The organism is Rhodococcus sp. USK10, from assembly GCF_019378875.1.
In the GTDB taxonomy this organism is placed as follows: domain Bacteria; phylum Actinomycetota; class Actinomycetes; order Mycobacteriales; family Mycobacteriaceae; genus Rhodococcus_F; species Rhodococcus_F pseudokoreensis.
Window position 1 is genome coordinate 1,517,501 of the sequence record NZ_CP076048.1, and the last position, 25,937, is coordinate 1,543,437.

The following is a 25,937-nucleotide window of genomic DNA, read 5'->3' on the forward strand; positions in this document are numbered from 1 at the left end:
CCAGCAAATACCCACACCACAACATCAACCAAACCCCAAGAGGCGGTTGAACACTCGTGATGCGGAGTACCAAAAACATTTGGCACTGACATTCATCGACACACTGTTGAGTTCTCAAAGAACACGCGCACACCATCACCACCGAAGTATCAACTTCGGCCGCTCCGAGGCAACCGTTCCATCTTATCCTACCAGCTTCACCGGCGCAAGCCGTGACGCTGATCAAGATCAAACCGGGATTGAAGCACCACCATACACGGCAGTGAACTTCCGATTTACCAGGCGCCTTCGTCCAACCTCGTGTCCCCCGCCTTCCGGCCGGGGTCGGTGTCCGTGTCGCTCTGACCTGGAATAAGTTACGCGAAGGGAAACTGCTTGCCAAATCGCCAGGTCACGGTGTTTACAGTTAGGGATTCCGCTGGTCAGAGCTGGTGTGCCCCTACGGATCCGGGGCTTTGCCGCTCATACCGGCCGCTGTGACGCCGGACTCACCGTGCAGAACCGGGTTCCGCGTCGACTCGTTCGATGAGGCCACCGAGTTCCTGGAGGATCTCGACGAAGCGGGGATAGCCGCGGTCGATGTGAAAGACGTCGTGCACTTCGGTCACCCCGTCGGCGACGAGACCCGCAAGCACGAGGCCGGCGCCTGCCCGGATATCCGAGGACCACACCGGCGCACTCGACAGCTGGGCGATTCCCCGGATCACGGCGTGATGACCGTCGGTCCGGGCATCGGCGCCCAACCGGATCATCTCTTCGACGAAGCGGAACCGCGCCTCGAAGACGTTCTCCGTGATCATCGACGTTCCCTCCGCGACCGCCGCGAGCCCGATGGCCATCGGCTGCAGGTCGGTGGGGAAACCCGGATAGGGCAGGGTCGCAAAGTTGACGGCCGTCGGCCGCGCTTCCTGGACCACTCGGAATCCGTCGGCCTCGGCCGTGACCTCGGCGCCGGCCACCCGCAGTTTGTCGAGCACCAGGCCGAGGTGCTTCGGGTTGACCCCGCGCACGCGCACATCGCCGCGGGTCATCGACGCGGCGATCCCCCACGTCGCCGCAACGATCCGGTCACCGATGACGCGGTGCGTGGTCGGCTCGAGCTTGGGGACGCCCTGGATGGTCAGTGTGGACGTGCCGGCACCGAGGATCTTCGCGCCCATCTGGATCAGCATGTTGCACAGGTCGACGATCTCGGGTTCGCGGGCCGCGTTGTCGATCACCGTCTCGCCCTTGGCGAGGACGGCGGCCATCAGGATGTTCTCGGTCGCCCCGACCGACGGGAATGCGAGCCGGATATTCGCACCGTGCAGGTCCTCGGCCTGTGCGACCACGCAGCCGTGCTCGATCGTGCTGTGCGCACCCAGCAACCGCAGCCCCGACTGATGCATGTCGAGGGGCCGCGAACCGATGGCGTCGCCACCGGGCAGCGCGACCACGGCGCGACGGCAGCGCGCGACGAGCGGTCCGAGAACACACACGGACGCGCGGAACTGACGTACCGCCGCGAAATCGGCGTGATGTTTAGGTTCGGCGGGTGTCGTGATCCGGACGACGGAATCGTCGAGGTCCACCTCGCAGCCGAGGCCGCGCAGGACGTCGGCCATCAAGGGAACATCCAGGATGTCCGGACAATTGGTGACAGTTGTGGTGCCCTCAGCCAACAGCGCTGCCGCCATCAGCTTGAGAACGCTGTTCTTCGCGCCCCCGACAGACACTTCACCTACGAGGCGGTTACCGCCGGTGACAAGGAAGCGTTCGCTCACAGAACACAGCCTAGAGCCAGGGATGCCGACACCGGAGGCCGGTACCGTAACGCTATGGCCGTACACCTCACCAAGATCTATACCCGGACCGGCGACGACGGGACCACCGGACTCAGCGATTTCTCCCGTGTGTCGAAGAACGATCCGCGGCTGATCGCGTACGCCGACTGCGACGAGGCGAACGCCTCGATCGGGGTTGCGGTCGCGCTGGGCGACCCGCCGGAGGAGATCCGGTCGATACTGCGGCAGATCCAGAACGACCTGTTCGATGCCGGCGCCGACCTCTCCACCCCGGTGGAGGCCGAACCGAAATACCCGCCGCTGCGCATCACCGGCGAGTACGTCGATCGCCTCGAAGGCTGGTGCGACGAATTGAACGAACGCCTGGAGCCGCTGAACTCCTTCATTCTCCCGGGCGGGACGGCGCTGGGAGCGCTGCTGCACGTAGCTCGGACGGTGACTCGTCGCGCCGAACGGTCCGCGTGGGCCGCCGTCGACGCGAACCCGGCGACCACCAACGCTCTTCCGGCGAAGTACCTCAACCGGCTGTCGGATCTGCTGTTCATCGTCAGCAGGCTCGCGAACCCCGAGGGCGACGTACTCTGGAAGCCGGGAGCCGGGAAGTCCTGATCAGAGTCGGCGACCGCGAACCGATCGGCCGGACGGTCGCGATTCGACCCAGGACAGGAACGCGGTCAACGCTCCCCCGTCCAAGGCGATCTCGTACGAGCTCCCGCGGTCCTTGACCGACAGGATGATGATCTCCTCGGACATGATGTCGAATTCGGAGCCCTCGGGGCTGCGACGCCCTGCGACCTCGATGCCCTGGCGCTCGATGCGCGAATCGGGACCGGGTCGCAGACTCGACAGTTTGAAGAAGACGAGGGAACCCTCGCCGTAGCGGATGACGCCGTGGCGCCACCCGGTGTCTCCCGGGGCAGGCGTCACCCGGAGGATCGCCGCGGTGCCCCCGCGGCGCAATACTGCAAGCCGATACAAAAAGACCGCGACGAAGGCCGCGAGCAGCACAACCAGAATGATCAACACAGTCATTCCGATTGTCACTGTTCGTCGGCTCCGTCGCGGTCTTTCTCGTGCAGCCTAGGCGCGCTCTACAGCGCGGACCCGACCCTTGGCGACAGCAATCGCCTCGAGGTCGTCTCCACTCTCTGCAAGCACGGCCTTGGCCGCTTCCACATCGATGTCCTCGGCCAAGTCGGCTGACTCGGCGAGGATCGTGACTGTCTTCGCGGTCACGGACAGGAATCCGCCGTGCACAGCAGCGACGATACGCTCACCGTCGGCCGTCGTGATCGCAACCACTCCGCCCTCGACCAGCTGTCCGAGAACTGGCTCATGCCCAGGCATGACACCGATCTCGCCCTCGGTCGTCTGTGCGCTGACGAGAGTCGCCGAACCAGACCACAACCGTCGCTCCACGGCGACGAGTTCCACGGTCATCTCAGCCATCGTCGACTACTTCCCGGCGATCTTCTTGGCTGCAGCCTCGACGTCGTCGAGTCCACCACAGCTGTTGAACGCCTGCTCGGGCAGGTGATCGAACTCGCCCTTGCAGATGCGGTCGAACGCCTCGATGGTGTCGCGGAGCGGCACCACGGAGCCGGGCTCACCGGTGAACTTCTCGGCGACGATGAAGTTCTGGCCGAGGAACTTCTGCAGGCGACGGGCACGGCCGACGAGCACCTTGTCCTCTTCCTGCAGCTCGTCCATACCGAGGATGGCGATGATGTCCTGCAGTTCCTTGTACTTCTGCAGGATGCGCTTGACCTCGTTGGCGACCCGGAAGTGCTCGGCACCGACGATGCCGGGCTCCAGGATGCGGGAGGTGGAGGTCAGCGGGTCCACAGCGGGGTAGATACCCATCTGCGAGATCGGACGCGACAGCTCGGTGGTGGCATCGAGGTGCGCGAACGTCGTGGCCGGCGCCGGGTCGGTGTAGTCGTCGGCGGGCACGTAGATCGCCTGCAGCGAGGTGATGGAGCGGCCTCGCGTCGAGGTGATGCGTTCCTGCAGCTCACCCATCTCGTCAGCCAGGGTCGGCTGGTAACCCACGGCCGAAGGCATACGACCGAGCAGGGTCGACACCTCGGAACCGGCCTGGGTGAAACGGAAGATGTTGTCGATGAACAGCAGCACGTCCTGGCCCTGGACATCGCGGAAGTACTCCGCCATGGTCAGCGCGGACAGGGCGACGCGCATACGCGTTCCCGGCGGCTCGTCCATCTGGCCGAAGACAAGGGCGGTGTCCTGGAGGACGCCCATCTCTTCCATCTCGAGGTGAAGGTCGGTGCCCTCACGGGTGCGCTCACCGACACCTGCGAACACCGAGGTTCCGGAGAACTCGCGGGCGATACGGGTGATCATTTCCTGGATCAGAACGGTCTTGCCGACACCGGCACCACCGAACAGACCGATCTTTCCACCCTTGACGTACGGGGTGAGGAGGTCGATGACCTTGATACCGGTCTCGAGGATCTCGGTCTTGCCCTCGAGCTGGTCGAAGGCCGGTGGCTTGCGGTGGATGCCCCACTGCTCGCCGTCGCGACCCGTGCCGGGAGCGTCGAGGCAGTCGCCCAGCGCGTTGAAGACGTGGCCCTTGACGACGTCGCCGACGGGAACCGAGATCGGCTTGCCCGTGTCGGACACCGAGGTGCCGCGGATCAGACCGTCGGTGGGCTGCATCGAGACGGTGCGCACCAGGTTGTCGCCGAGGTGCTGTGCGACCTCGAGGGTCAGCGTCTTGGCGACCGAGGGGAGCGTGATCTCGGCGTGCAGGGCGTTGAACAGTTCAGGAATGGCGCCACGCGGGAATTCAACGTCCACGACGGGACCGATGACCCGCACGACGCGGCCGGCGACGGACGAACCCGAGCCTGCCCCGTTGTTTTCGGTTACTGCTGCGGTCATTGCTTAGTCACTTCCTGCGCTCGAGGCGAGCGCATTCGCGCCGCCGACGATCTCGCTGATTTCCTGGGTGATCTGGGCCTGGCGAGCCTGGTTTGCCTGACGGCTCAACGTGTTCACCAGTTCGTTTGCGTTGTCCGTCGCGGCCTTCATGGCCGTACGACGGGCAGCCGACTCCGACGCCGCAGCATCCAGCAGCGAGGAGTAGATGCGGGTGCTGATGTACTTCGGCAGCAGGGCACCGAGCAGCTTGTCGGGTTCCGGCTCGAAGTTGTATCCGGCGACCGGTTCCGAGTTGCTGGACCCGTGACCGTTCGTCAGCATGTCTTCGCCGAGTTCGACGTGCTCCTCGGAGACCATCACCTCGAGGGGAGCCATCCGGCGAACCTCGGGAGACTGGGTCAGCATCGACACGAAACGGGTGTAGACGATGTGCAGCTCGTCGACGCCTTCGATGGTGCCCTCGCCGTTGGGCGCGGGAACCTCGGAGCCGGATCCGGCCATGAACAGGTCGACCAGGTGCCGGCTCGCCTTGGCAGCGTCGGAGTAGCCCGGATCCTGGGAGAATCCGGTCCACGCACCCCCCAGATCGCGGCCACGGAACGTGTAGTACCCCAGACCCTTGGATCCGAGCACGTAGATGACCGGATCCTTGCCCTCGCTGCGCAGCAGCTGGAACAGCTCCTCGGCCTCCTTGAGGACGTTGGAGTTGTATCCGCCGCACATACCGCGGTCGCTGGTGACGACCAGGACCGCGGCACGCTTGGGATCGGTGCGCTCGTTGAGCAACGGGTGGTCCAGCGAAGCGGACGCGCTCGCCAGCTCCGAGAGAACCTTCGTGATCTCCTCGGCGTACGGCTTCGCCGCGGCGACGCGCGACTGTGCCTTCGTGATCCGCGAGGTCGCGATCAGTTCCTGGGCCTTGGTGATCTTCTTGGTCGAGTTGACCGACTTGATGCGAGACCTCAGTTCGAGAATGCTTGCCATCGATCGATCACTCTCCCTTCATGTTTCGCAGCATCATGGGCAGGCCGCTCACTTGCTGACGGTGGTGCGCTTGACGTTGATCTGCTCGTGGCCGACCTCGCCGGCGTCCAGAGCTTCAGCCTCGGCCTCGTTCACGACCCGGCTTCCGTCGGACGCGAGGAAGGTTTCCTTGAACTTGTCGGTCGCCTCGACCAGCGCCTTGGCGTTGTCGGCGTCGAGGGCCTTGCCGCCCTTGATGCTCTCGTACACGCCGGAGGCGGTGCGGTGCAGCTCGTCGAGCAGTTCGGCCTCGAAGCGACGGACGTCGCCGACGGGCACGCTGTCGAAGACACCTTCACCGGCGAGGTAGATCGACACGATCTGGTCCTCGACGGGGATCGGGCTGTACTGATCCTGCTTCAGCAGCTCCACCAGGCGGGCACCACGCTCGAGCTGTGCCTTCGAGGCGGCGTCCAGGTCGGAGGCGAAGGCGGAGAACGCCTCGAGCTCACGGAACTGGGCCAGCTCCAGACGCAGCGAGCCGGACACCTTCTTCATGCCCTTGGTCTGCGCGGCGCCACCGACACGGGACACCGAGATGCCGACGTTGATGGCGGGACGGACACCCTTGTTGAACAGGTCCGACTCGAGGAACACCTGACCGTCGGTGATGGAGATGACGTTGGTCGGGATGTAGGCCGAGACGTCGTTGGCCTTGGTCTCGATGATCGGCAGCGCGGTCAGCGAACCTCCACCCAGGGCGTCGGACAGCTTGGCCGAACGCTCCAGCAGGCGGGAGTGCAGGTAGAAGACGTCACCGGGGTATGCCTCACGTCCCGGCGGGCGACGCAGCAGCAGCGAGATGGCGCGGTACGCCTCGGCCTGCTTGGTCAGGTCGTCGAACACGACCAGGACGTGCTTGCCCTGGTACATCCAGTGCTGACCGATGGCGGAGCCGGTGTAGGGGGCGAGCCACTTGAAACCGGCGGAGTCGGAGGCCGGGGCCGCGACGATGGTGGTGTACTCCATCGCGCCCTGCTCCTCGAGGGCAGCCTTGACGCCCGCGATGGTGGAGCCCTTCTGGCCGATCGCGACGTAGATGCAGCGAACCTGCTGCTTCTCGTCGCCGGTCTCCCAGTTGGCCTTCTGGTTCAGGATCGCGTCGATGCAGACGGCGGTCTTGCCCGTCTTACGGTCGCCGATGACGAGCTGACGCTGTCCGCGGCCGATCGGGGTCATCGCGTCGATGGCCTTGATGCCGGTCTGCAGCGGCTCCTCGACGGGCTGACGCTCGAGCACCGAGGCAGCCTGCAGCTCGAGGGCGCGGGTCTCGTCGCTCGCGATCTCGCCCAGGCCGTCGATCGGCTGGCCGAGCGGGTTGATGACGCGGCCGAGGAAGGCGTCGCCGACGGGTACCGACAGCACGTCGCCGGTCCGCTTGACTTCCTGGCCTTCCTGGATGTTCTCGTAATCGCCCAGGATGACGGCACCGATCTCGGTGGCATCCAGGTTGAGCGCGACGCCCAGAATTCCGCCGGGGAACTCCAGCAATTCGTTGGCCATCGCCGAAGGCAGGCCACTGACGTGCGCGATGCCGTCGCTGGTGTCGGTCACGACGCCGACCTCTTCGCGGGAGGCCTCCGGGGAGTAGCTCGCGGTGTAGTTCTCGATCGCGCTACGGATCTCGTCGGAGGAGATCGTCAGCTCCGCCATGTTTTTCCTGCTCTCGGTGTCTGGTCTTCGAAAAGATCTGGGGTATGGGGTTCGGTTGCGGACTACTTGAGGGACTTTCGCAACGCTGCGAGACGTCCCGCTCCGCTGCCGTCGATCACCTCGTCGCCCACCCGGACGACCAAGCCGCTGAGGAGTTCAGGATCGACCTCCACGTGAACCGTCACCGGCTTCCCGTAGGTACGGGTGAGGGTGGCGGTCAGCCGATCCGACTGCTCACTGGACAGCGGAGCAGCGCTGCGCACCTTGGCGACAACGGCCTTCCGCTGTGCTGCTGCCAGATTCGACAGTGCGTCGAAGGCGTCCGCGGGTGCGGAGTTCTTCAACCGGCCCACTGCCTGGGTCGCCAATGCCTCGGAGACCGCGGTGACCTTGCCGTACAGCAGCTTGGAGAGCAGGTCACGCTTGCCCTTCGCCGGTACGGAACGGTCGGACAGTGACTGCTCGAGCTTCGGGTCACCGGCAACGATGCGGCCGAGACGGAAGAGCTCGTCCTCGACGGCGTCGAGCTGTCCCTGATCGGCCGCTGCCTTCAGCAGCGATTCCCGACCGAGGAGCACCAGCGAGTTGAGCAGGTCGGAGGTGGCGGACCAGTCCTGGCCCACCGCCGCCTTCAGGACGGCCAGGGTCTCGGCCGAGACCTTGCCGCCGAACACCTGCTGGGCCAGACCTTCGCGAACGCTCCCGGTCGTCGAGGTGTCCGACAGCGCGCTCCGGAGAGTGCGCTGCTCGTCCAGGATCTCGACGACCGAGAACAGCTCGGCCCCGATCTGGGCCGCGGCCGCTGTGGCTGCTCCGGCAGAGACGGATCCCAAGGCCGAAGACAACGCAGCACGGGTCTGCGTCAAGGCCTCACGGCTCGCTGCGTACATGGTGCTCACTTCCCTGCTGCGGAATTTGCGCCGATGGAGTCGAGCTCGTTCAGGAATCGATCGACCGTGCCTGCCCGCTTCACGTCATCGGCGAGGGACTCACCGATGAGCTTCTCAGCGAGGTCGACGGCGGTGCGGCCGAGATCGCCGCGCAGTTCGGCAACGATCTGCTGACGCTGGGCAACCAACTGGTTGTTGCCGGCGGCCACGATGCGGTCGCTTTCTTCCTGAGCCTGTGCCTTCATTTCGGCGATGATCTGCTGCCCCTGGGTGCGCGCGTCCTCACGGATCTGCGCAGCCTCGGTGCGAGCTTCGGCCAGCTGGGCGCGGTACTGCTCGAGCGCCGCTTTCGCTTCGGCCTGGGCCTCTTCGGCCCGCTTGATGCCGCCGTCGATCTGCTCGGTTCGCTCGGCAAGGACCTTCTGGAACATCGGAAGGACGTACTTCCAGAAGACGAAACCAACGATGACCAGGCAGACGATCGACCAAACGATGTCATACGTCGCGGGGAGGAGAGGGTTGTGGCTCTCTTCCTCTGCCGCGAGCAATGCGATGTTGGCTGCCATGACGGTCTTAGAAAATGAAGCCGGCGACGAGGCCGATCAGCGCGAGGGCTTCGGTGAAGGCGATACCGAGGAACATCGTGGTACGAACCTGTCCGGCCATCTCGGGCTGGCGAACCATGCCCTCGATTGCCTTACCGACGACGATACCCACGCCGATGCCGGGGCCGATCGCGGCGAGGCCGTAGCCGATGGCTCCGAAGCCCTTCGCCGTGGTGGTGGTCTCGACCGCTTCCTGTGCCAGGTACGCGAGGCTCATGGTGTTTCGTTCCCTTTCTGTTGACCTCCACCGTGTTCGGCGAGGCTCAGTTCTTGGTGTAGCTGGTCGTGAAGCTTGGTGGTGCTCAGTGCGAATCCGCGTGCAGTGCCAGGTCGATGTACACCGACGTGAGCAGCGCGAAGACGTAGGCCTGCAGGAAGATCACCAGCAGTTCGAAGAAGGTGAATGCAATGCCGGCGGCAAGCGAGGCCACACCGAACACGGCCTGGAACCCACCGGAGACGAAGAAGAAATACTGAGTGGCGCTGAAGAACAGCACCAACAGGATGTGGCCGGCCAGCATGTTGGCCATGAGACGAACCATGAGCGTGAACGGCCGGAGGACGAACGTCGAGATGAACTCGATCGGCACGAGCAGGAAGTGCAGCGGAAGCGGCACACCCGGAACCACGATGCTGCTCTTCACGTACTTGAAGAAGCCGTACTTCTTGATGCCGACGTAGTTGAACACGATGTACGCCAGGGCAGCGAGCACGAGCGGCATGCCGATTCGCGCGTTCGGCGAGATGTTGATGAAGGGGATGATGCTGCCGAGGTTGCTGGCGAGCACCAGGAAGAAGATGGTCGTGATGACCGGCAGGAAGCGCTTGCCCTGCTCCTTGCCGAGAATCTCTTCCGCGATGTTGATCCGGACGAAGTCGAGCGCGATCTCACCGATGTTCTGGACACCGCGAGGAATGATCTTCGGGCTGCGCATCGCGATGACGAAGAAGAGCATCATCAGCGCGGACAGCAGGATGCGAACCAGCATCAGGCGGTCGAGTTCGAACGGAGTCCCTTCGAACAGGACCGCGGGCGGGAAGAAGTCGTTCAGGGAAGGCGCGTGGAATTCTTCCGCGGCCACGTTGATGACGCTCAGCGTTCTCTCCCGTAGTCGGTCCGCAGCCTTGGTTGACTGCGGTTCGATCGGACATTGACGATCAAACAAGTCGACAAGCTCGACTCGCGTATTCGTCAGCTGCTGAGGACTGTTCGAGTCCAGCGTCTGTCGGTGTCGGCGACTCTCGTCGACTCGGCGGCCCTGGATGTGCGGCCACCTACAAGCATGCAATACCGGCGAGTAACTGACTCGCACTCTCATTGCTCTCGCTTGACCCAGACCTTAGCAAGTCATCTACGACGTTGTGTAGACGGGGTCGGGGTCGATTCAATTTTACTACATCTCGTAGTACTACTTATCGTCCGAATCGGACGATCCTGTGTCGTCCGACGGTGTGGGTTCGACGTACGGCGCCTTGGTCCCGAGCACTCCGAACGTTTCCGCCCCCAGCACGATGACCAGCGAAAGCACCATGACCAGCACCAATGCCGTTTTGTCGTAGAAGTCGAGCGGTTTGAGGATCGCGAGGACCGTGATCGCGAGGATCATCTTCAGCAACCACGTACCGAGCAGTACCGCTCCCGCCGTCAGGGCCGGAAGCTTCGCGGTGAACAGCACACCGAGTGCGGTGCACAGGATGAACCCTCCCCCGACGGCCGCACCGAGAAGTGCCCCGTACAGGCCGGGCTTGCCCGCGACGAGAAAAGCGATGATCGAACCGACCACTGCCAGCACGATCAGACCGAGAACTCCGTAGCGGACGGCAGCCCGCAACGACGCGGTGTGATCAGGGGCAGAGGCAGGGGTGAACGTCACGGTCGCCAAGGGTAGTGGATCCTCACCGGTCCGCGGCAACCCTCCCGTCAGCCCCGACGGTCGTGCTGCTGTCCCCGAATCGACGGGACAGCCGTGACGACCAGCGCAAAGACGAGGCCGCCCGCCACCAGGAGCACGACGACGCGACGGTCGAACAGGGCCGAACCGACCGCGCCGAACGCCAGCACACCGACCCACAAGTAGATAAGCAGCACGACACGGCGGTGCGAGTGCCCGATCTGCAGGAGGCGGTGATGGAGGTGCATCTTGTCGGGGCTGAACGGGCTGACTCCGGCGCGGGTGCGCCGGACGATGGCCAGCAACAGGTCGAGGATCGGAATGAACATGACCGCGCCGACCAGCAGCAGCGGCGAGAGCAGACCGAGCAGGTCACGGGTGCCGTACGCGGTCAACGGGATGCGACCGGACGCGCTGGTGGAGATGGCCGCGAGCATCAGCCCGATCAGCATGGAACCGGAGTCGCCCATGAAGATCTTGGCGGGCTGGAAGTTGTGCGGAAGGAAACCGAGACACGCACCTGCCAGCGCGGCGGCGATCAGTGCGGGCGGATAAGCGCTGACGTCGCCGCCCTGATCGTGAAGAAGTCCCACCGAGAACACGCAGATCGCGAGCGAGGAGATCAGGCCGAGGCCCGCTGCGAGGCCGTCGAGCCCGTCGACGAAGTTCATGGCGTTCACCATCACCACCGCGACGCCCACGGTGACGAGACCGGCCTGCAACTGGTCGAGGATGACCGTGCTGCCGTCCCCGAACGGCATGTAGACGATGAACCAGCTCACGCCCATCACGACGAGGATCCCGGCCGCCGTGACCTGGCCGACGAACTTGGTGAGCGCGTCCAGGCCCCAGCGGTCGTCGACCACGCCCACCAGCACGATCACGAACCCCGACACCACGGCCGCGGGAATGTCGGAAGTGAACTCGAATCCCCTGGTGAGCGCGGGTAACTGTTGCGCGAACAACAACGCGACGAGCATGCCGAGATACATGCCGACCCCGCCGAGGCGGGGCGTCGGCGTGACGTGGACGTCCCGGTCCCGCGGCACCGCCACCGCCCCGAACCGCAGTGCGAACAGCCGCACGGCCCCGGTCGCGAGGTAGGTCACCACCGCGGCCGTGAAGAGGACGAGCAGGAGTTCACGCAGCGGGACACCCGCGCCCCCACCTGCTTGGGCCAGCACCGTGCCGGCCGATTCGGCAGCACTCACTGGGCGGACAGACTCTCCGCCGTCACTCCGAGCACGTCGGCGACATCGCCGGTGGGCACCGCGCCTTCACGCAGGATCCGCGGGGTGGCGCCGGTAAGGTCGACGATGGTCGACGCCTGCCCCTGTTCCGCCCGGCCGCCGTCGAGGTACACGCTCGCCGATAAGCCGAGTTGCTCGCGGGCCTCCTCCACCGTCGTCGCGGGCGGGCGCCCGGAGACGTTGGCACTCGACACCGCGAGCGGTCCGACCTCACGCAGCAGTTCGAGTGCGACCGGGTGCAGCGGCATGCGCAGCATGACCGTGCCCCGGGTGTCGCCGAGATCCCACGCCAGCGAAGGTGCTTGTTCCACAACGAGACTCAGCCCGCCGGGCCAGAACGCCCGGATGAGGTCGCGCGCCTGCGGGCGCACGCTGTACACCAGGCCGTCGATCGTGTTCCACGAGCCGACGAGCACGGGCACCGGCATGTCGCGGCCGCGACCCTTGGCCCGCAGGAGGGCGGCGACGGCCTCGCCGTCGAAGGCGTCCGCGCCGATTCCGTACAGCGTGTCCGTGGGGAGCACGACGAGTCGTCCGGCCTTCAGCGCATTCTTGGCCGCACTCAGTCCGGCGGCGCGTGAATCGGGAAGGCCACAGTCGTAAACGGTACTCACCGGTTCATTCTTTCACCCTCGGCGTCGGCCCCTGCACGCTGCGCCTCGATATCCGTTGCGACGCGCCGGGCCACGACGAAGCGCGGCTTCCCGGCCAGGTCCGGGTGCTCCGCGACCTCGCCGAACACCCGGCGGGACGCGAACAGCGCCGCCACGTCGGAGCCGTTCGAGTCGTCGTGCTCGATGCCGACCGCTCCCCCGATCCGCAGCCAGCGCGCGACGTTCGAGATCATCGGCTTGATGACGGACAGACCGTCCGGTCCGGCGAACAGAGCGCTGTGCGGATCGTGGTCGGCCACCTCAGGTTCGAGTTCGACACCCTCCGGGATGTACGGCGGATTCGCGACGATCAGGTCGACCCCGCCCTCGAGCCCGGCGAGCAACGTCCGGTCGGTCACGTCGCCCTGATACAGACGGATCGGCGCGTCACCTGCCTGTTCACGGGCGTCGGCATTGCGCCGAGCCCACGCAAGAGCATGCGGTTCCAATTCGACGGCGTGCACGACGGCGTCGGGGCGGGCGTTGGCGATCGCCAGCGCGAGCGCGCCCGACCCGGTGCACAGGTCGAGGACCACCGGCGGATGCTGATCGCAGCTTCCGAGGAACGCGAGCGCCCACCCGAGCAGCAGTTCCGTCTCCGGGCGAGGCACGAAAACGCCGGGGCCGACCTCGATGTCGATGTCTCCCATGGCGGCCGTACCGAGGATGTACTGCAACGGAATCCGCTTGGCCCTCTGGTCGACCATCTTCTTGTAGGCGTCGATCACCGACTCGTCGACGAGCGGGACGAGCCCGAGCCGGGTCCGCTCCACCCCCAGCAGGTGTGCGGCGAGCAGTTCGGCGTCCGCACGGGAGCTACGCACCCCGGCCTCGTCGAGTTGCGCGGTTGCGTCGATCAGGGCCAGGCGAAGAGGAAGGCGACTCACAGGTACAGACTGCCACGCGGCCCACCGTCCGGTGGTGCGGTCCCGGCTTCGCGGTTACTCCGCGGCGAGCCTCGCCTCACGGTCCGACTTGCCGAGCGCGTCGAGCAGGGCGTCGAGTTCGCCGTCCAGGACCGCATCCAGGTTGTGGGACTTGAACCCGATCCGGTGATCGGTGATGCGGTTCTCCGGGAAGTTGTACGTGCGGATTCGCTCCGAACGGTCGACGGTGCGCACCTGGCTCTGCCTGCCCGCCGACGCCTCCGCGTCCGCGGCCTCCTCCGCTGCAGCCTGCAGCCGGGCGGCGAGCACCTGCATGGCGCGGGCCTTGTTCTGCAACTGCGAGCGTTCGTTCTGACAGGTCACGACGATGCCCGTGGGCAGGTGCGTGATCCGGACCGCGGAGTCGGTGGTGTTGACACCCTGACCGCCCTTGCCCGAGGAGCGGTAGACGTCGATACGCAGATCGGTTTCATCGATCTGCACCTCCTCGACCTCTTCCGGTTCCGGGTAGATGAGGACACCGGCGGCGGACGTGTGGACGCGGCCCTGCGATTCCGTCACTGGCACGCGCTGCACGCGGTGGACGCCGCCCTCGAACTTCAGCCGCGCCCAGACCCCGTCACGCACATCGCCCTTCGACTTGATCGACAGGGTCGCGTCCTTGTATCCACCGAGGTCGGAGACGGTCGCGTCGAGGATCTCGACGCGCCAACCGTGACGCTCGGCGTACCGGACGTACATGCGGGCCAGGTCGGAGGCGAACAGCGCGGATTCCTCGCCGCCCTCCCCCGACTTCACCTCGAGCACCACGTCGTCACCGTCGTGCGGGTCGCGGGGGGCCAGCAGATCGGTGAGGGCCTTGTCCAGTTCGAGGACCTGCTCCTCGAGTGCGGGCACCTCGGCGGCGAAGCTGGAGTCGTCGGCGGCGAGTTCGCGCGCCGCGTCCAGATCGTCCTGCGCCGACTTGAGCCTGCCGTACGTCGCCATGATCGGCGCGAGTTCGGCGAATCGCTTGCCCGCCTTGCGGGCGGCGGAAGCGTCGTTGTGCAGGGCCGGGTCCGCCAACTGCTGCTCCAGGCCGGCATGTTCGGCCAGGATGTCGTCGATGGCCGAAGGCTGGGTGGTCCCTGCCATGATTCGCTCCGCTCTGCGTTCGTTCGGGAAGTAGGCACAAAAAAGCCGACGCCCGGCCTGCAATTATCGCAGGACGGGCGTCGGCGGAACAGCTAGGACTCTGCAGATTCCTTGGCTGCGCCCTTGCCGGCACGCTTGCCGTAGCGAGCCTCGAAGCGCGCGACACGTCCACCGGTGTCGAGGATCTTCTGCTTGCCGGTGTAGAACGGGTGGCACTGCGAGCAGACCTCGACGTTGATACGCCCGGTCTCCTTGGTGCTGTGGGTCTCGAAGGTGTTGCCGCAACCACAGACCACGGTGGTGGCCACGTAATTGGGGTGAATGCCTGACTTCATGGTGTCCCTTTCAATGGTCGCCGGGTCGCCTTCGCCGTTCGAAGACGTGAACCGGAACCGGACTCAGCCGCTCAGTATGCCAGATCGCAGGTTCGCGATCCCAATCGGCATTTTCTGCTTGCGGTGTGGTCAACGCGGGTGGTTCGCGTTTTGTTCCACGGTAATTCCGGAGGGGAAAACAGCGGGGCCCGGCGCCCGAAAGTCGCCGGGCCCCGCTTCGGGTCGATGATCAGTCGTCGATCGCGCCCGGAGCAGTCTTCGACACCTGCATGAGGAATTCGAGGTTGCTCTTGCTCTTCTTGAGCCGGTCGATCAGCAGATCGATGGCCTGATGCGAATCGAGTCCGGAGAGCACGCGCCGGAGCTTGTGCAGCACCGCCGCCTCGTCCGGGCTGAGCAGCAGCTCGTCCTTACGTGTGCCCGAGGGGTTCACGTCCACGGCCGGGAACACACGACGTTCCGCGATCTTGCGGTCGAGCTTCAGCTCGGCGTTGCCGGTGCCCTTGAACTCCTCGAAGATCACGGTGTCGCCGGTGGAACCGGTCTCGACCATGGCCGTCGCGATGATCGTGAGCGAACCGCCGTTCTCGATGTTGCGCGCAGCACCGAGGAAACGCTTCGGCGGGTACAGCGCGGTCGAGTCGACACCACCGGAGAGGATGCGTCCCGACGCCGGCGACGAGTTGTTGTACGCACGGCCGAGGCGGGTGATCGAGTCGAGGAGGACGACGACGTCCTTACCCGCCTCCACCAGGCGCTTCGCACGCTCGATGGCGAGCTCGGCGACCGAGGTGTGGTCTCCCGGCGGGCGGTCGAAGGTCGAGGAGATGACCTCGCCCTTCACCGAACGCTGCATGTCGGTGACCTCTTCGGGACGCTCGTCGACCAGCACGACCATGAGGTAGCACTCGGGGTTGTTGGTCGCGATGGCGTTCGCGATGGCCTGCAGAACGCTGGTCTTACCGGCCTTCGGCGGGCTCACGATCAGCGCACGCTGTCCCTTGCCGATCGGCATCACCAGGTCGATGACACGCGTCGTCAGGATGTTCGGCGTCGTCTCCAGCCGCAGCCGCTGATTCGGGTACAGCGGCGTGAGCTTGCCGAACTCGGGGCGCTTCTTGGCCGCTTCGATGTCGCCGCCGTTGACGGTGTCGATGCGGACCAGCGGGTTGAACTTCTGCCGCTGGTTGGCCTGATCGCCCTCGCGTCCCACCCGGACGGCGCCGGTGATGGCGTCACCACGACGGAGACCGTTCTTGCGGATCAGGTTCATCGACACGTAGACGTCGTTCGGACCGGCCAGGTAGCCGGAGGTCCGCACGAACGCGTAGTTGTCGAGAACGTCCAGGATGCCCGCGACCGGCTGCAGGACGTCGTCCTCGCGGATCTCGGTCTCGCGGACGTCGCCGCCGCCGCCTTCGCCGCGGTCGCGTCCACGACGACGTTCACGGAAGCGACGTCCGCGGCGTCCGCGACCGCCTTCCTCGTCGTCGCCGGGGCGGTTGTCGTTGGTGCGCGGGCCGTTGCCGCCCTGGCTGCGGTCGCCGCGGTTGTCGCGATCGCCACGTTCGCCCCGGTCACCGCGGGTCTCGCCGCGATCACCGCGGTCGCCGCCACGCTCACGTCGGTTGCGGTCGCCGCCCTGCTCGCCGGAGCCGTCCTGCTTGGCGGGCTTCTCGGCGGTATCCTGACGGTCTTCGGCCTGTTTGCGCTCGGCCTGCTGCGTGTCGGTGGCAGTCGCCGAGGCGGTGTCCTGAGCGTTGCCGCCCTGGTCACCCTGCTCGGGAGCGCCTGCCCGACGCGCGGATCCGCGGCGCTGGCGGCCACGACGTCCGCCTTCGGCGGTGTCGGTGTCGCCGGCTGCGCCGTCGGCCGTCGTGGGTTCGGCCGTCTTGGGCTCGGCGGCCTTCTCGGCGGGCTCCGCCTGCGGAGTCACTTCGAGTTCGGTCTGAGCGGACTGTTCGCGCTTTGCGCGCGTCGCCCGGGTCCGGGGAGCGGTTTCGGTCGCGGCAGCGGCCGGGGCTGCAGAGCCGCCCTGACGCTCCTTGATCGCGGCGATCAGGTCGCCCTTGCGCATCCCCGAAATGCCCTTGATGCCCAGCTCACCTGCGAGAGAGCGGAGCTCGGTGAGCACCATTCCGGACAGCCCGGCACCTCGGCGCGCGTCGGCGCGCTTTGTGGAGGCCGTCACTGATGACGCCTGTGAAGAGTCGCCTGCCTGCGCGCCAACGGTATCCACCGAGGAGGCGCGCACAGGAGCGGCGATGAGGTCCGTATCGGTCACGGAGGTCCTTTCCTTCCCTCACTCGCGCTGCGCAGAGTCGAGGGTTCGTCCCGTAATTCGGTTTCGAATACCGAATTCGGATGTGCCGTACGTAGTTGCATGTGAAGAACTGCCGGCTTGCCCGCCATCACATCACCCTTGAAACAGGCGCGTACTCGCAATCCCTACACGACAGATAGTGCGGAGGATCGTGCCAGGAGCCGTCAACCCCGATTGACCTGGAGTAATTGCCCTGGTGAAGCACCGGCGTCTGATGCGCACGATGTACGGACATTGCCCAGGATAGCTGTGAACGCCCGTAGGGGCAAGGAGACGCCCCTACGGCGTGTCAGCTGGTCCGGACGCCGTCGGCTACGTCCAGTTCGAGAACCTGCAAACCCTCGGCCTCGGCCTGTGCTCGAAGTTCCACGGGGAAAGGGTCCGTGGTCAATGCGAGGACGGTCGGTCCGGCTCCGGAGACGGTGGCGGCGATACCCGCCTTACGGAGGACGGCGATCCATCGCGTCGTCAGCGGAAGGGCCGGAGCGCGCTGCGTCTGATGCAGCCGGTCCTCGGTGGCGGCCATGAGAAGGTCGGGACGCTCTGTGAGCGCCACCACAGCGAGGGCCCCACGACTGACGTTGAATGCGGCGTCCCGGTGGGGAACCGTCTCCGGCAACAGACCCCGCGTGTGGGCCGTCGACGAACGCTCCCCCGGAACCAGTGCGACGACCCGGATCGCGGGGTGCACCTTCAGCGCGACGGCCGAGTAGATGTCGGTGGCCGCGGGGGCTCCGTCGGCCTGCTCACCCGCGCAGCTCCACGACACGACGGCGCCGCCGAGCACGCTCGCCGACGCGTTGTCGGGGTGCCCTTCGAATTCGGACGACAGCTGGACGAGCTGATCGGGCGACAGCCCGAGTTCGGGGTCGAGCTTGATCGCCAGGCCGTTGGCGGCCGCCAGTCCCCCGACGACGGCGGAGGCGGAGGATCCGAGACCCCGCGAATGGGGTATCACGTTGCGGCACACCACATCCAGGCCGTCGGCCCACACACCCGCCGATTCCAGGCCGCGTTCGATCGCCCGGACCACCAGATGGGACGGACCCCACGGCACGTCGTCGGCGCCCTCACCCTCGACCCGGATGTTCAGCCCCGAAGCCGTGGTCGTCACGGTGATCTCGTCGTACAGTCCGAGCGCGATGCCCAGCGTGTCGAAACCCGGGCCGAGGTTGGCGCTCGACGCAGGAACGCGGGCGGTCACGGTGAGGCCCGCGGGGAGGGTCTGTGTCATGGCGGCGGTCTGGTCCTGCGGCGTGGTGGGCGTGGGCGCCCCCACTACGCCAGCTCGAGGGCCGAGGCGACAGCGACAGGGTCAACCGGGATCGGTTGGACCTCAGGCATACCCGCCAACGCCGTGTCGGGGTCCTTGAGGCCGTTGCCGGTGACCGTGCAGACGACGGTCAGCCCGGAGTCCAGCCAGCCCTCCTTGCGGGCGGCGAGCAGGCCCGCAACGCTCGCGGCGGAGGCCGGTTCGACGAAGACCCCTTCGGTCCGGGCGATCAGCCGGTACGCCTCGAGGATCTCGTCGTCGGTGGCGGCCCGGAAGGCGCCGTGCGACTCTTCCTTGGCGGTGACCGCACCGTTCCAGGAGGCCGGGGAGCCGATGCGGATCGCGGTCGCGATGGTCTCCGGGTCCTTCACCGGCGCACCGTGGACGAGCGGCGCCGCGCCCGCGGCCTGCACGCCGAGCATGCGGGGCTTCACACTGGTGAGCCCGTCCGCGTAGTACTCGGAGTACCCGCGCCAGTAGGCGGTGATGTTGCCGGCGTTGCCGACCGGGAGGGCGTGCACGTCGGGGGCCTTGCCGAGGGCGTCGCAGATCTCGAACGCCGCGGTCTTCTGACCCTCGATGCGGACCGGGTTGACCGAGTTCACGAGCCCGATCGTGGGGAATTCCGCGGTGGTCTTGCGGGCCAGTTCGAGGCAGTCGTCGAAGTTGCCCTGCACCTGGATGATCCGCGCACCGTGCATGACGGCCTGCGCGAGCTTGCCCATCGCGATCTTGCCCTGCGGCACCAGCACGGCGCAGGTCATCTTCGCCTTCGCGGCGTACGCGGCGGCGGAGGCGGACGTGTTACCCGTCGACGCGCACAGGACGGCCTGCTGACCCCGGGCCAGCGCATCGGTGACGGCCATCGTCATGCCGCGGTCCTTGAACGAACCGGTGGGGTTGAGCCCCTCGACCTTCAGGTAGACGTCGCAACCGGTGATCTCCGAGAGGTGCCCGGCGGGCAGCAGCGGGGTGCCGCCCTCGCGCAGGGTGACCGTCTTCCAGTTCGGTCCGATGGCGAGGCGGTCGCGGTAAGCCTCGATCAGCCCCGGCCAGGGGGTGTGAACGGGGTTACGGGTGCCGGTCATTGTTCGGTGCCTTCCAGTCGCAGCACGCTGGTCACAGCGGTGACGAATTCGAGTTTGCTCAGGGCCTCAACGGTTTCCGACAGGGCAGAATCCGTCGCGACGTGGGTCACGACGACGAGGCGGGCGCCGTCGCCGGCACCTTCCTGCCGCACGGTGGAGATGCTGACGCCGTGCTGCGAGAATTCGGCAGCCACCGCCGACAGGACCCCGGCCTTGTCCGCTACCTGCATGTTGACGTAGTAGCGGGTGGGGATGTCGCCGATCGGCGCGATCTTCAGCTTGGCGTACTTGGACTCGCGGGGTCCGCGGCCACCGTTCACCTTGTTGCGCGCGGCCATGACCAGGTCGCCCATCACGGCCGACGCGGTGGGGGCGCCGCCGGCGCCCTGACCGTAGAACATCAGGCGTCCGGCGTTCTCCGCCTCGACGACGACAGCGTTGAACGCACCGTTGACCGAAGCCAGCGGGTGCTCCAGCGGCACGAGAGCCGGGTAGACCCGAGCGGAGATCCGTTCCTTGCCCTCGGCGGTGGTGATCCGCTCGCAGATGGACAGCAGCTTGATCGTGCAGTTGAGCGCGCGAGCCGACGTCAGGTCGGCCGCGGTGATCTTGGAGATCCCCTCGCGGTACACGTCGGCGGCGGTGACGCGGGTGTGGAACGCGATCGACGCGAGGATGGCGGCCTTGGCCGCGGCGTCGTAGCCCTCCACGTCGGCGGTCGGATCGGCCTCGGCATATCCCAGGCGTCCGGCCTCGGCGAGGGTCGCGGCGTAGTCCGCGCCGGTCTCGTCCATCGCCGACAGGATGAAGTTGGTGGTCCCGTTCACGATTCCGGCGACCTTGTTCACCCGGTCGCCGGCGAGCGACTGGATGAGCGGGCGGATCACGGGGATCGCGCCGGCCACGGCGGCCTCGAAGTAGAGGTCGACGTTGTGCAGTTCCGCGGCCTCGGCCAGTTCACCGGTGTGATCGGCGAGGAGCGCCTTGTTGGCGGTGACGACGGACTTGCCGGAGTTCAGCGCCGAGAGAATCAGCTTGCGGGGCAGATCCATGCCGCCGATCACCTCGACGACCAGGTCGACGTCGTCGCGGGCCACGAGAGCCTCCGCGTCGGTGGTCTGCAACTCCTCGGGAATTCCGCGGTCCTTGCCGGGGCGGCGGACGGCCACTCCACGCAGTTCCAGCGGGGCGCCGACGCGAGCCTCGAGGTCTTCGCTGTGCTCCCGCAGGATGCGCACGACCTCGCTCCCGACGTTTCCGAGACCGAGGACGGCCACACCGATAGCGCGATGCGCCGATTCGCTCGTCACTCTTGTACCTCCAAGCTCAACAGGTCTTCCACGGTTTCCCTCCGGAGGATCACGCGCGACTGTCCGTCGCGCACAGCCACCACGGCAGGGCGGGCGAGCAGGTTGTACCTGCTCGACATCGAATAGCAGTATGCACCGGTGGCCGCGACGGCGAGCAAATCGCCGGCGTCGATGTCCTCGGGCATCCAGGTGTCGCGGATAACGATGTCACCGGACTCGCAGTGCTTGCCGACGACGCGGGACACCACCGGCGCCGCGTCGCTGACCCGCGAGACCAGTTTGGCCTCGTACTCCGCCTGGTACAGCGCGGTGCGGATGTTGTCGCTCATTCCGCCGTCGACGCTGACGTACCGCCGGGTGAGATTGCTTCCGACGGTGACGTCCTTGATGGTGCCGACCTCGTACAGCGTCACCGTGCCGGGTCCGGCGATCGCGCGGCCGGGTTCGACGGCCAGCGTCGGCTCCGGCAGTCCGGCGAGCGCCGATTCGTGGCGCACGATGTCGCCGAGTTTGGCGGCGAGCTGGTCGACCGGCGGCGGGTCGTCGGAGGGGACGTAGGAGATGCCCATGCCGCCGCCGAGGTCGATGATCGAGATCTGAGCGGTCTTCTCGACGCCGAACTCCGCGACGACGTCCCGCAGGAGGCCGATCACGCGGTGCGCGGCCAACTCGAAGCCGTCGACGTCGAATATCTGCGAACCGATGTGGCTGTGGAGGCCCACCAGTCGCAGGTTGTCGGCGGCGAAGACCCGCCGGACCGCGTCGATCGCCTTTCCGCCGGCGAGCGAGAACCCGAACTTCTGGTCCTCGTGGGCGGTGGAGATGAACTCGTGGGTGTGCGCCTCGACTCCGACGGTCACGCGGATCAGAACGTCCTGCACCACACCGGCTTCGGCGGCCACCTTGTCGAGGCGGTCGATCTCCGTGGCGGAGTCGAGCACGATGTGCCCGACCCGGGCCTTCACCGCGGCGGTCAGCTCGGTGACCGATTTGTTGTTGCCGTGCATGGCAATTCGCTCCGCCGGGAATCCGGCGTGCAGTGCGACCGCGAGTTCGCCGCCCGAAGCGACGTCCAGGGACAGGCCCTCGTCGGCGACCCAGCGGGCGATCTCGCCGCACAGGAACGCCTTCGACGCGTAGTGCACCTTGGCCGTCGGCCCGAAGGCGCGGGCCATGTCGCGGCAGCGGGACCGGAAGTCGTCCTCGTCGACGACGAACAGTGGGGTGCCGTACTTCTCGGCCAGTTCGGTGACCGGGATGCCCGCGAGGCTGACTACCCCGTCCGCGGCGCGGCGCGCGTTGCGCGGCCACACCTCGGGGGAGAGTGCGGCGAATGCTGCCGCGTCGGCGGGACGTTCGGGCAGACCGGGCGCGTGCAGTTGCTCGGCGTGCTTGGGACCGGCGGGGTGCGCGCTCACATCTGCTCCGGTGCGCTGACGCCGAGCAGGGCGAGTCCGTTGGCCAGGACCTGACGGGACGCGTCGCACAGCGCCAGTCGCGCGATGTGCAGCGGGCCGACCTCTTCGTCGCCCTGGGGCAGGATGCGGCAGGCACCGTAGAACCGGTGGTAGGCGCCGGCCAGTTCCTCGAGATACCGCGCGATACGGTGCGGCTCACGCAGATTCGCGGCGCTGGTCACGACCCGCGGGTACTCGCCGAGGGTGCGGATCAGATCGCCCTCCTGCTCCGAGACCAGCAGTGAGAGGTCGGGATCCGTGACGGCGATACCGAGGTCGGCGGCGTTGCGGGCGATGGCCGACAGCCGGGCGTGCGCGTACTGCACGTAGTACACCGGGTTCTCGTTGCCGGTGCTCGTCCACAGTTCGAGGTCGATGTCGATGCTCGAATCCACCGACGACCGGATCATCGCGTACCGCGACGCGTCGACGCCGATCGCCTCGACCAGATCGTCCAGGGTGATGACGGTGCCGGCGCGCTTGCTCATCTTCACGGCCACGCCTTCTCGGACCAGGTTCACCATCTGGCCGATGAGCACCTCGACCGTGTCGGGGTCGTCACCGAAGGCGGCCGCGGCCGCCTTCAGCCGGCCGATGTACCCGTGGTGGTCCGCACCGAGCATGTAGATGCACAGGTCGAAGCCGCGGGAGCGCTTGTCCTGGAAGTAGGCGATGTCGCCGGCGATGTACGCCGCGTTGCCGTCGCTCTTGATGACCACCCGGTCCTTGTCGTCGCCGAAGTCGGTGCTCTTGAGCCACCAGGCGCCGTCCTCCGGGAAGAGGTTGCCGGAGTCCTTCAGCGTCTGGACGGCCTTCTCCACCGCGCCGGACTCGAACAGCGAGTTCTCGTGGAAGTAGACATCGAAGTCGACGCCGAACTCGTGCAGGGTGCGCTTGATGTGCGCGAACATCAGGTCGACGCCGATGGCGCGGAAGACCTCCTGCTGCTCCCCCGCGGGCAGGTCCAGCACGTCGGGGCGCTGTTGCTGCACGTCGGCGGCGATGTCGGCGATGTAGGCGCCCGCGTATCCGTCCTCGGGGGCGGGTTCGCCCTTGGCGGCCGCGATCAGCGAACGGGAGAACCGGTCGATCTGGGCGCCGTGGTCGTTGAAGTAGTACTCACGCGTGACCGCCGCGCCCTGGGTGGACAGGATCCGCCCGAGCGCGTCGCCGACGGCGGCCCAGCGGGTTCCGCCGAGGTGGATGGGGCCGGTGGGGTTCGCGGAGACGAACTCGAGGTTGATCTTCTTGCCGTCCAGCGTGTGGCCGGACCCGAACGCCGTACCCGCCTCGAGGATCTTCGCGACGATCGCACCCTGTGCGTCGGCGGCCAGGCGGATGTTGAGGAAGCCCGGGCCCGCGATGTCGGCGCTGTCGATGCCCTCGGCCGCGGTCAGCGCGTCGGCGAGCCAGCCGGCCAGCTCACGCGGGTTGGTACCGACCTTCTTGGCCACCTGCATCGCGACGTTGGTGGCGTAATCGCCGTGCTCGGGATTGCGCGGACGCTCGACCGTGAGAGTTTCGGGAAGCACGGACACGTCGAGTCCGCGTTCGGCGAGCACTTTCGCGGCGGTTCCGCGGAGCAGTTCGGCAAGGTCAGCTGGAGTCACAGGTATCTATCCTATGGCCAACGCGTCCCGAGCGGTGATCCGGCTTCCCGCGAGTCCCGGCGACCGCAGGCGAGCGTGGGCCCGGCCACTCTCCCAGGTTGCGCTCAGGGTGGGTAAGTAGAGTGGGATCGCCCTGAGTCCCGGCTCTCAGCTCCCGGTCACCGGGGGTCGAGCGCCCGTAACCCACACACCGAAAGATCACAATCGATGCCAAGCGGTTCGGAAAGTCGCGGTCCCGATAAGAACTCGGGCGCGAAGTCGGCGAAGGCCATCAAGGCCGCCAAGAAGAAGAGCGGCGGCACGAAAATCAAGGGCGGCGCGTCCGCTCCCCGGAACATCCCCTGGCTGACGATCGGCGCCGGAGCGGCCGTTCTCGCGCTCGTGGCGGTCCTCGCGATCAACCTGATTCCCAAGTATCAGGCCAAGGAAGAGGCCGCGAAGTACGCGCCGAGCGCCGAGAACCCCGACCCGTCGGTCAACATCGACGGCGTCCTGAAGGTCGACTACCCGGCAGGCATCCACATCCAGCCGACGCAGCGCGTCGCGTACGACCAGTCGCCGCCGTTCGGCGGCCCGCACGACGCCATCTGGGCGACGTGCACCGGCACGGTCTACCCGAACGCGATCCGCACCGAGAACGCGGTGCACTCGCTCGAGCACGGCGCCGTGTGGATCGCCTACAACCCGGACGAGCTGTCCGCCGACCAGGTCGAGACGCTGAAGGACAAGGTGGACGGCGAGACGTACACGCTGATGTCGCCGTACCCGGGCCTCGACAGCCCCGTCTCCCTGCAGTCGTGGGGCCACCAGTTGAAGGTGGACAGCGTCGACGACGAGCGCATCGACCAGTTCATCACCGCGCTGCGGATCAACAAGAACACCTACCCGGAGGTCGGCGCGAGCTGCTCGTCCATCCCGGGCTCCGGTTTCGACCCGGACAACCCGCCGCCGTTCGACCCGTCCACGCCGGGCGCGGACGCGGTGCCGATGGACGGTGGCGGTATCAACCCCGACCAGTCGGAATCCGGCGGCGCGGGAGCGCAGCTGCCGAGCGGCATGCAGCTCCCGTCCGACCTGCAGCTGCCGTCCGATCTGCAGCAGGCCCCGGCCGAGGGCGGCAATGGCTAGTTCCGCCGACACCGGGCACGGACCCGAGACCGATTCCGTCGACGAGGCGGCCCCGGCCCGGCCCAGCCAGCGCACAGCGCTCCTGGTCATCGGGCTGATCGGCGCCATCGCCCTCGGATTCGCACTGGGGTTCCTCGCCCGGCTTCCGCTCGAGGACTCCGGTACCCCGGTTCCCGAGGCCGGTTCCGTCGATGTCGGATTCGCGCAGGACATGAGCGTGCATCACAGCCAGGCGGTGGAGATGTCGGCGATCGCGCTGGCGGGTGCCACCGACCCGGCGGTCCGCAGCCTCGCGTACGACATCCTCACCACCCAGCAGAACCAGCTCGGACAGATGCAGGGCTGGCTCGCGCTGTGGGATCAGCCGGCGCTGCCGTCCGGCGGCTACATGGGCTGGATGGAATCGGAGCACTCGGACGGTCACACCCACGGGACCGCCGAGAACACGCACATGGGGTCGATGTCGAAGATGCCCGGCATGGCGTCGTCTGAGGACATGGCCGCGTTGCGTCAGGCCACCGGCCCGGCCGTCGACGTCCTGTACCTCCAGCTGATGCTGCGGCACCACCAGGGCGGGCTCCCGATGATGGAGTACGCGGCCCAGCACGCGTCGGAAGACGCAGTCCGCGGCCTCGCGCAGACGATGGTGGACACCCAGCAGAGCGAAGCGACGGTGATGACGAACATGCTCACCGCGAAGGGCGCCGCTCCCCTGCCGATGAACTGACGTCCGGA

25 protein-coding genes are annotated in these 25,937 nt (G+C 66.8%); 3 read left to right on the forward strand and 22 right to left on the reverse strand.

Translation table 11 applies throughout. From position 1 onward, the window contains the following. Positions 1-488: 488 nt before the first annotated feature. Entirely contained in the window at positions 489-1,763 is a 1,275-nt protein-coding gene (murA, locus tag I1A62_RS13995) for a UDP-N-acetylglucosamine 1-carboxyvinyltransferase (protein WP_124395821.1), read from the reverse strand. A gap of 54 nt (positions 1,764-1,817) precedes the next feature. On the opposite strand from murA, the gene I1A62_RS14000 reads away from it, so the two are divergent. After that, positions 1,818-2,393 (forward strand): cob(I)yrinic acid a,c-diamide adenosyltransferase, encoded by a 576-nt coding sequence (locus I1A62_RS14000; RefSeq protein WP_124395820.1) that lies wholly within the window; start codon positions 1,818-1,820, stop codon positions 2,391-2,393. Here the strand turns inward: I1A62_RS14000 and I1A62_RS14005 are convergent, their stop codons facing one another. The 21 genes from I1A62_RS14005 to argS form a co-directional block, all read right to left on the reverse strand. Next, on the reverse strand, positions 2,394-2,816 hold the full coding sequence (locus I1A62_RS14005; RefSeq protein WP_124395819.1) for a DUF2550 domain-containing protein: 423 nt from the start codon (positions 2,814-2,816) through the stop codon (positions 2,394-2,396). 48 nt (positions 2,817-2,864) lie between these two features. Continuing rightward, the gene (locus I1A62_RS14010; protein ID WP_007300053.1) at positions 2,865-3,233 is read right to left on the reverse strand and encodes a F0F1 ATP synthase subunit epsilon; all 369 of its coding nucleotides are present in this window, start codon (positions 3,231-3,233) and stop codon (positions 2,865-2,867) included. A 6-nt stretch (positions 3,234-3,239) separates the two neighbouring features. Next, complete coding sequence (gene atpD / locus I1A62_RS14015; RefSeq protein ID WP_005252960.1) at positions 3,240-4,691, reverse strand: F0F1 ATP synthase subunit beta; 1,452 nt, start codon at positions 4,689-4,691, stop codon at positions 3,240-3,242. A gap of 3 nt (positions 4,692-4,694) precedes the next feature. Then, complete coding sequence (locus I1A62_RS14020; RefSeq protein ID WP_087558330.1) at positions 4,695-5,675, reverse strand: F0F1 ATP synthase subunit gamma; 981 nt, start codon at positions 5,673-5,675, stop codon at positions 4,695-4,697. A gap of 48 nt (positions 5,676-5,723) precedes the next feature. Beyond that, positions 5,724-7,367: a F0F1 ATP synthase subunit alpha gene (gene atpA / locus I1A62_RS14025; protein WP_012688409.1), complete on the reverse strand. Its 1,644-nt coding sequence runs from the start codon at positions 7,365-7,367 to the stop codon at positions 5,724-5,726. Positions 7,368-7,429: 62 nt separating this feature from the next. Continuing rightward, entirely contained in the window at positions 7,430-8,257 is an 828-nt protein-coding gene (locus I1A62_RS14030) for a F0F1 ATP synthase subunit delta (protein WP_179220241.1), read from the reverse strand. Between the two features lie 5 nt (positions 8,258-8,262). Continuing rightward, the gene (locus I1A62_RS14035) at positions 8,263-8,823 is read right to left on the reverse strand and encodes a F0F1 ATP synthase subunit B (RefSeq protein WP_087558328.1); all 561 of its coding nucleotides are present in this window, start codon (positions 8,821-8,823) and stop codon (positions 8,263-8,265) included. 7 nt (positions 8,824-8,830) lie between these two features. Further along, the gene (locus I1A62_RS14040) at positions 8,831-9,079 is read right to left on the reverse strand and encodes an ATP synthase F0 subunit C (RefSeq protein ID WP_012688412.1); all 249 of its coding nucleotides are present in this window, start codon (positions 9,077-9,079) and stop codon (positions 8,831-8,833) included. An 85-nt stretch (positions 9,080-9,164) separates the two neighbouring features. Further along, positions 9,165-9,950, reverse strand: a complete 786-nt coding sequence (atpB, locus tag I1A62_RS14045) for a F0F1 ATP synthase subunit A (protein ID WP_371851572.1) — start codon at positions 9,948-9,950, stop codon at positions 9,165-9,167. Positions 9,951-10,271: 321 nt separating this feature from the next. Next, positions 10,272-10,745, reverse strand: a complete 474-nt coding sequence (locus tag I1A62_RS14050; protein WP_087558327.1) for a hypothetical protein — start codon at positions 10,743-10,745, stop codon at positions 10,272-10,274. 38 nt (positions 10,746-10,783) lie between these two features. Beyond that, entirely contained in the window at positions 10,784-11,965 is a 1,182-nt protein-coding gene (locus I1A62_RS14055) for a glycosyltransferase family 4 protein (protein WP_124395818.1), read from the reverse strand. Then, positions 11,962-12,618, reverse strand: a complete 657-nt coding sequence (locus tag I1A62_RS14060; RefSeq protein ID WP_219458927.1) for an L-threonylcarbamoyladenylate synthase — start codon at positions 12,616-12,618, stop codon at positions 11,962-11,964. Before I1A62_RS14060 ends, I1A62_RS14055 begins: the two co-directional genes overlap by 4 nt. Then, positions 12,615-13,544 carry a peptide chain release factor N(5)-glutamine methyltransferase gene (gene prmC / locus I1A62_RS14065; protein WP_072946115.1) on the reverse strand — a complete coding sequence of 310 codons (930 nt, stop codon included), beginning with the start codon at positions 13,542-13,544 and terminating at the stop codon, positions 12,615-12,617. The genes I1A62_RS14060 and prmC overlap by 4 nt, the downstream gene beginning before the upstream one ends. 54 nt (positions 13,545-13,598) lie before the next feature. Then, a complete protein-coding gene (gene prfA, locus I1A62_RS14070; protein ID WP_124395816.1) occupies positions 13,599-14,678 on the reverse strand; it encodes a peptide chain release factor 1 in 1,080 nt (359 codons plus the stop codon). Positions 14,679-14,770: 92 nt separating this feature from the next. Next, positions 14,771-15,013, reverse strand: coding sequence for a 50S ribosomal protein L31 (gene rpmE, locus I1A62_RS14075; RefSeq protein WP_005252948.1), 243 nt, complete (start codon positions 15,011-15,013; stop codon positions 14,771-14,773). Between the two features lie 229 nt (positions 15,014-15,242). Then, positions 15,243-17,297 carry a transcription termination factor Rho gene (rho, locus tag I1A62_RS14080; RefSeq protein ID WP_219458928.1) on the reverse strand — a complete coding sequence of 685 codons (2,055 nt, stop codon included), beginning with the start codon at positions 17,295-17,297 and terminating at the stop codon, positions 15,243-15,245. A gap of 328 nt (positions 17,298-17,625) precedes the next feature. Next, positions 17,626-18,570, reverse strand: coding sequence for a homoserine kinase (gene thrB, locus I1A62_RS14085; RefSeq protein ID WP_124395814.1), 945 nt, complete (start codon positions 18,568-18,570; stop codon positions 17,626-17,628). 44 nt (positions 18,571-18,614) lie between these two features. Beyond that, entirely contained in the window at positions 18,615-19,697 is a 1,083-nt protein-coding gene (gene thrC / locus I1A62_RS14090) for a threonine synthase (RefSeq protein ID WP_072946109.1), read from the reverse strand. Beyond that, a complete protein-coding gene (locus I1A62_RS14095) occupies positions 19,694-21,007 on the reverse strand; it encodes a homoserine dehydrogenase (protein ID WP_219458929.1) in 1,314 nt (437 codons plus the stop codon). Before I1A62_RS14095 ends, thrC begins: the two co-directional genes overlap by 4 nt. Then, positions 21,004-22,425, reverse strand: a complete 1,422-nt coding sequence (lysA, locus tag I1A62_RS14100) for a diaminopimelate decarboxylase (protein WP_124395812.1) — start codon at positions 22,423-22,425, stop codon at positions 21,004-21,006. The genes I1A62_RS14095 and lysA overlap by 4 nt, the downstream gene beginning before the upstream one ends. Continuing rightward, positions 22,422-24,074, reverse strand: coding sequence for an arginine--tRNA ligase (gene argS / locus I1A62_RS14105; protein WP_219458930.1), 1,653 nt, complete (start codon positions 24,072-24,074; stop codon positions 22,422-22,424). The genes lysA and argS overlap by 4 nt, the downstream gene beginning before the upstream one ends. 207 nt (positions 24,075-24,281) lie before the next feature. Between argS and I1A62_RS14110 the strand changes: the two genes are divergently transcribed. Further along, entirely contained in the window at positions 24,282-25,202 is a 921-nt protein-coding gene (locus I1A62_RS14110) for a DUF3105 domain-containing protein (RefSeq protein WP_124395810.1), read from the forward strand. Further along, a complete protein-coding gene (locus I1A62_RS14115; protein ID WP_219458931.1) occupies positions 25,195-25,929 on the forward strand; it encodes a DUF305 domain-containing protein in 735 nt (244 codons plus the stop codon). The genes I1A62_RS14110 and I1A62_RS14115 overlap by 8 nt, the downstream gene beginning before the upstream one ends. The last annotated feature ends 8 nt before the right edge of the window (positions 25,930-25,937 follow it).

Coding starts and splice junctions, on each gene's coding strand:
- I1A62_RS14005 (WP_124395819.1), bottom strand. CDS start 2,816: ATGACTGTGTTGATCATTCTGGTTGTGCTGCTCGCGGCCTTCGTCGCG.
- atpD (WP_005252960.1), bottom strand. CDS start 4,691: ATGACCGCAGCAGTAACCGAAAACAACGGGGCAGGCTCGGGTTCGTCC.
- I1A62_RS14110 (WP_124395810.1), top strand. CDS start 24,282: ATGCCAAGCGGTTCGGAAAGTCGCGGTCCCGATAAGAACTCGGGCGCG.
- thrC (WP_072946109.1), bottom strand. CDS start 19,697: ATGACCGGCACCCGTAACCCCGTTCACACCCCCTGGCCGGGGCTGATC.
- I1A62_RS14035 (WP_087558328.1), bottom strand. CDS start 8,823: ATGGCAGCCAACATCGCATTGCTCGCGGCAGAGGAAGAGAGCCACAAC.
- thrB (WP_124395814.1), bottom strand. CDS start 18,570: ATGACACAGACCCTCCCCGCGGGCCTCACCGTGACCGCCCGCGTTCCT.
- I1A62_RS14030 (WP_179220241.1), bottom strand. CDS start 8,257: ATGTACGCAGCGAGCCGTGAGGCCTTGACGCAGACCCGTGCTGCGTTG.
- I1A62_RS14115 (WP_219458931.1), top strand. CDS start 25,195: ATGGCTAGTTCCGCCGACACCGGGCACGGACCCGAGACCGATTCCGTC.
- I1A62_RS14010 (WP_007300053.1), bottom strand. CDS start 3,233: ATGGCTGAGATGACCGTGGAACTCGTCGCCGTGGAGCGACGGTTGTGG.
- I1A62_RS14040 (WP_012688412.1), bottom strand. CDS start 9,079: ATGAGCCTCGCGTACCTGGCACAGGAAGCGGTCGAGACCACCACCACG.
- I1A62_RS14020 (WP_087558330.1), bottom strand. CDS start 5,675: ATGGCAAGCATTCTCGAACTGAGGTCTCGCATCAAGTCGGTCAACTCG.
- rpmE (WP_005252948.1), bottom strand. CDS start 15,013: ATGAAGTCAGGCATTCACCCCAATTACGTGGCCACCACCGTGGTCTGT.
- prfA (WP_124395816.1), bottom strand. CDS start 14,678: ATGGCAGGGACCACCCAGCCTTCGGCCATCGACGACATCCTGGCCGAA.
- atpA (WP_012688409.1), bottom strand. CDS start 7,367: ATGGCGGAGCTGACGATCTCCTCCGACGAGATCCGTAGCGCGATCGAG.
- I1A62_RS14000 (WP_124395820.1), top strand. CDS start 1,818: ATGGCCGTACACCTCACCAAGATCTATACCCGGACCGGCGACGACGGG.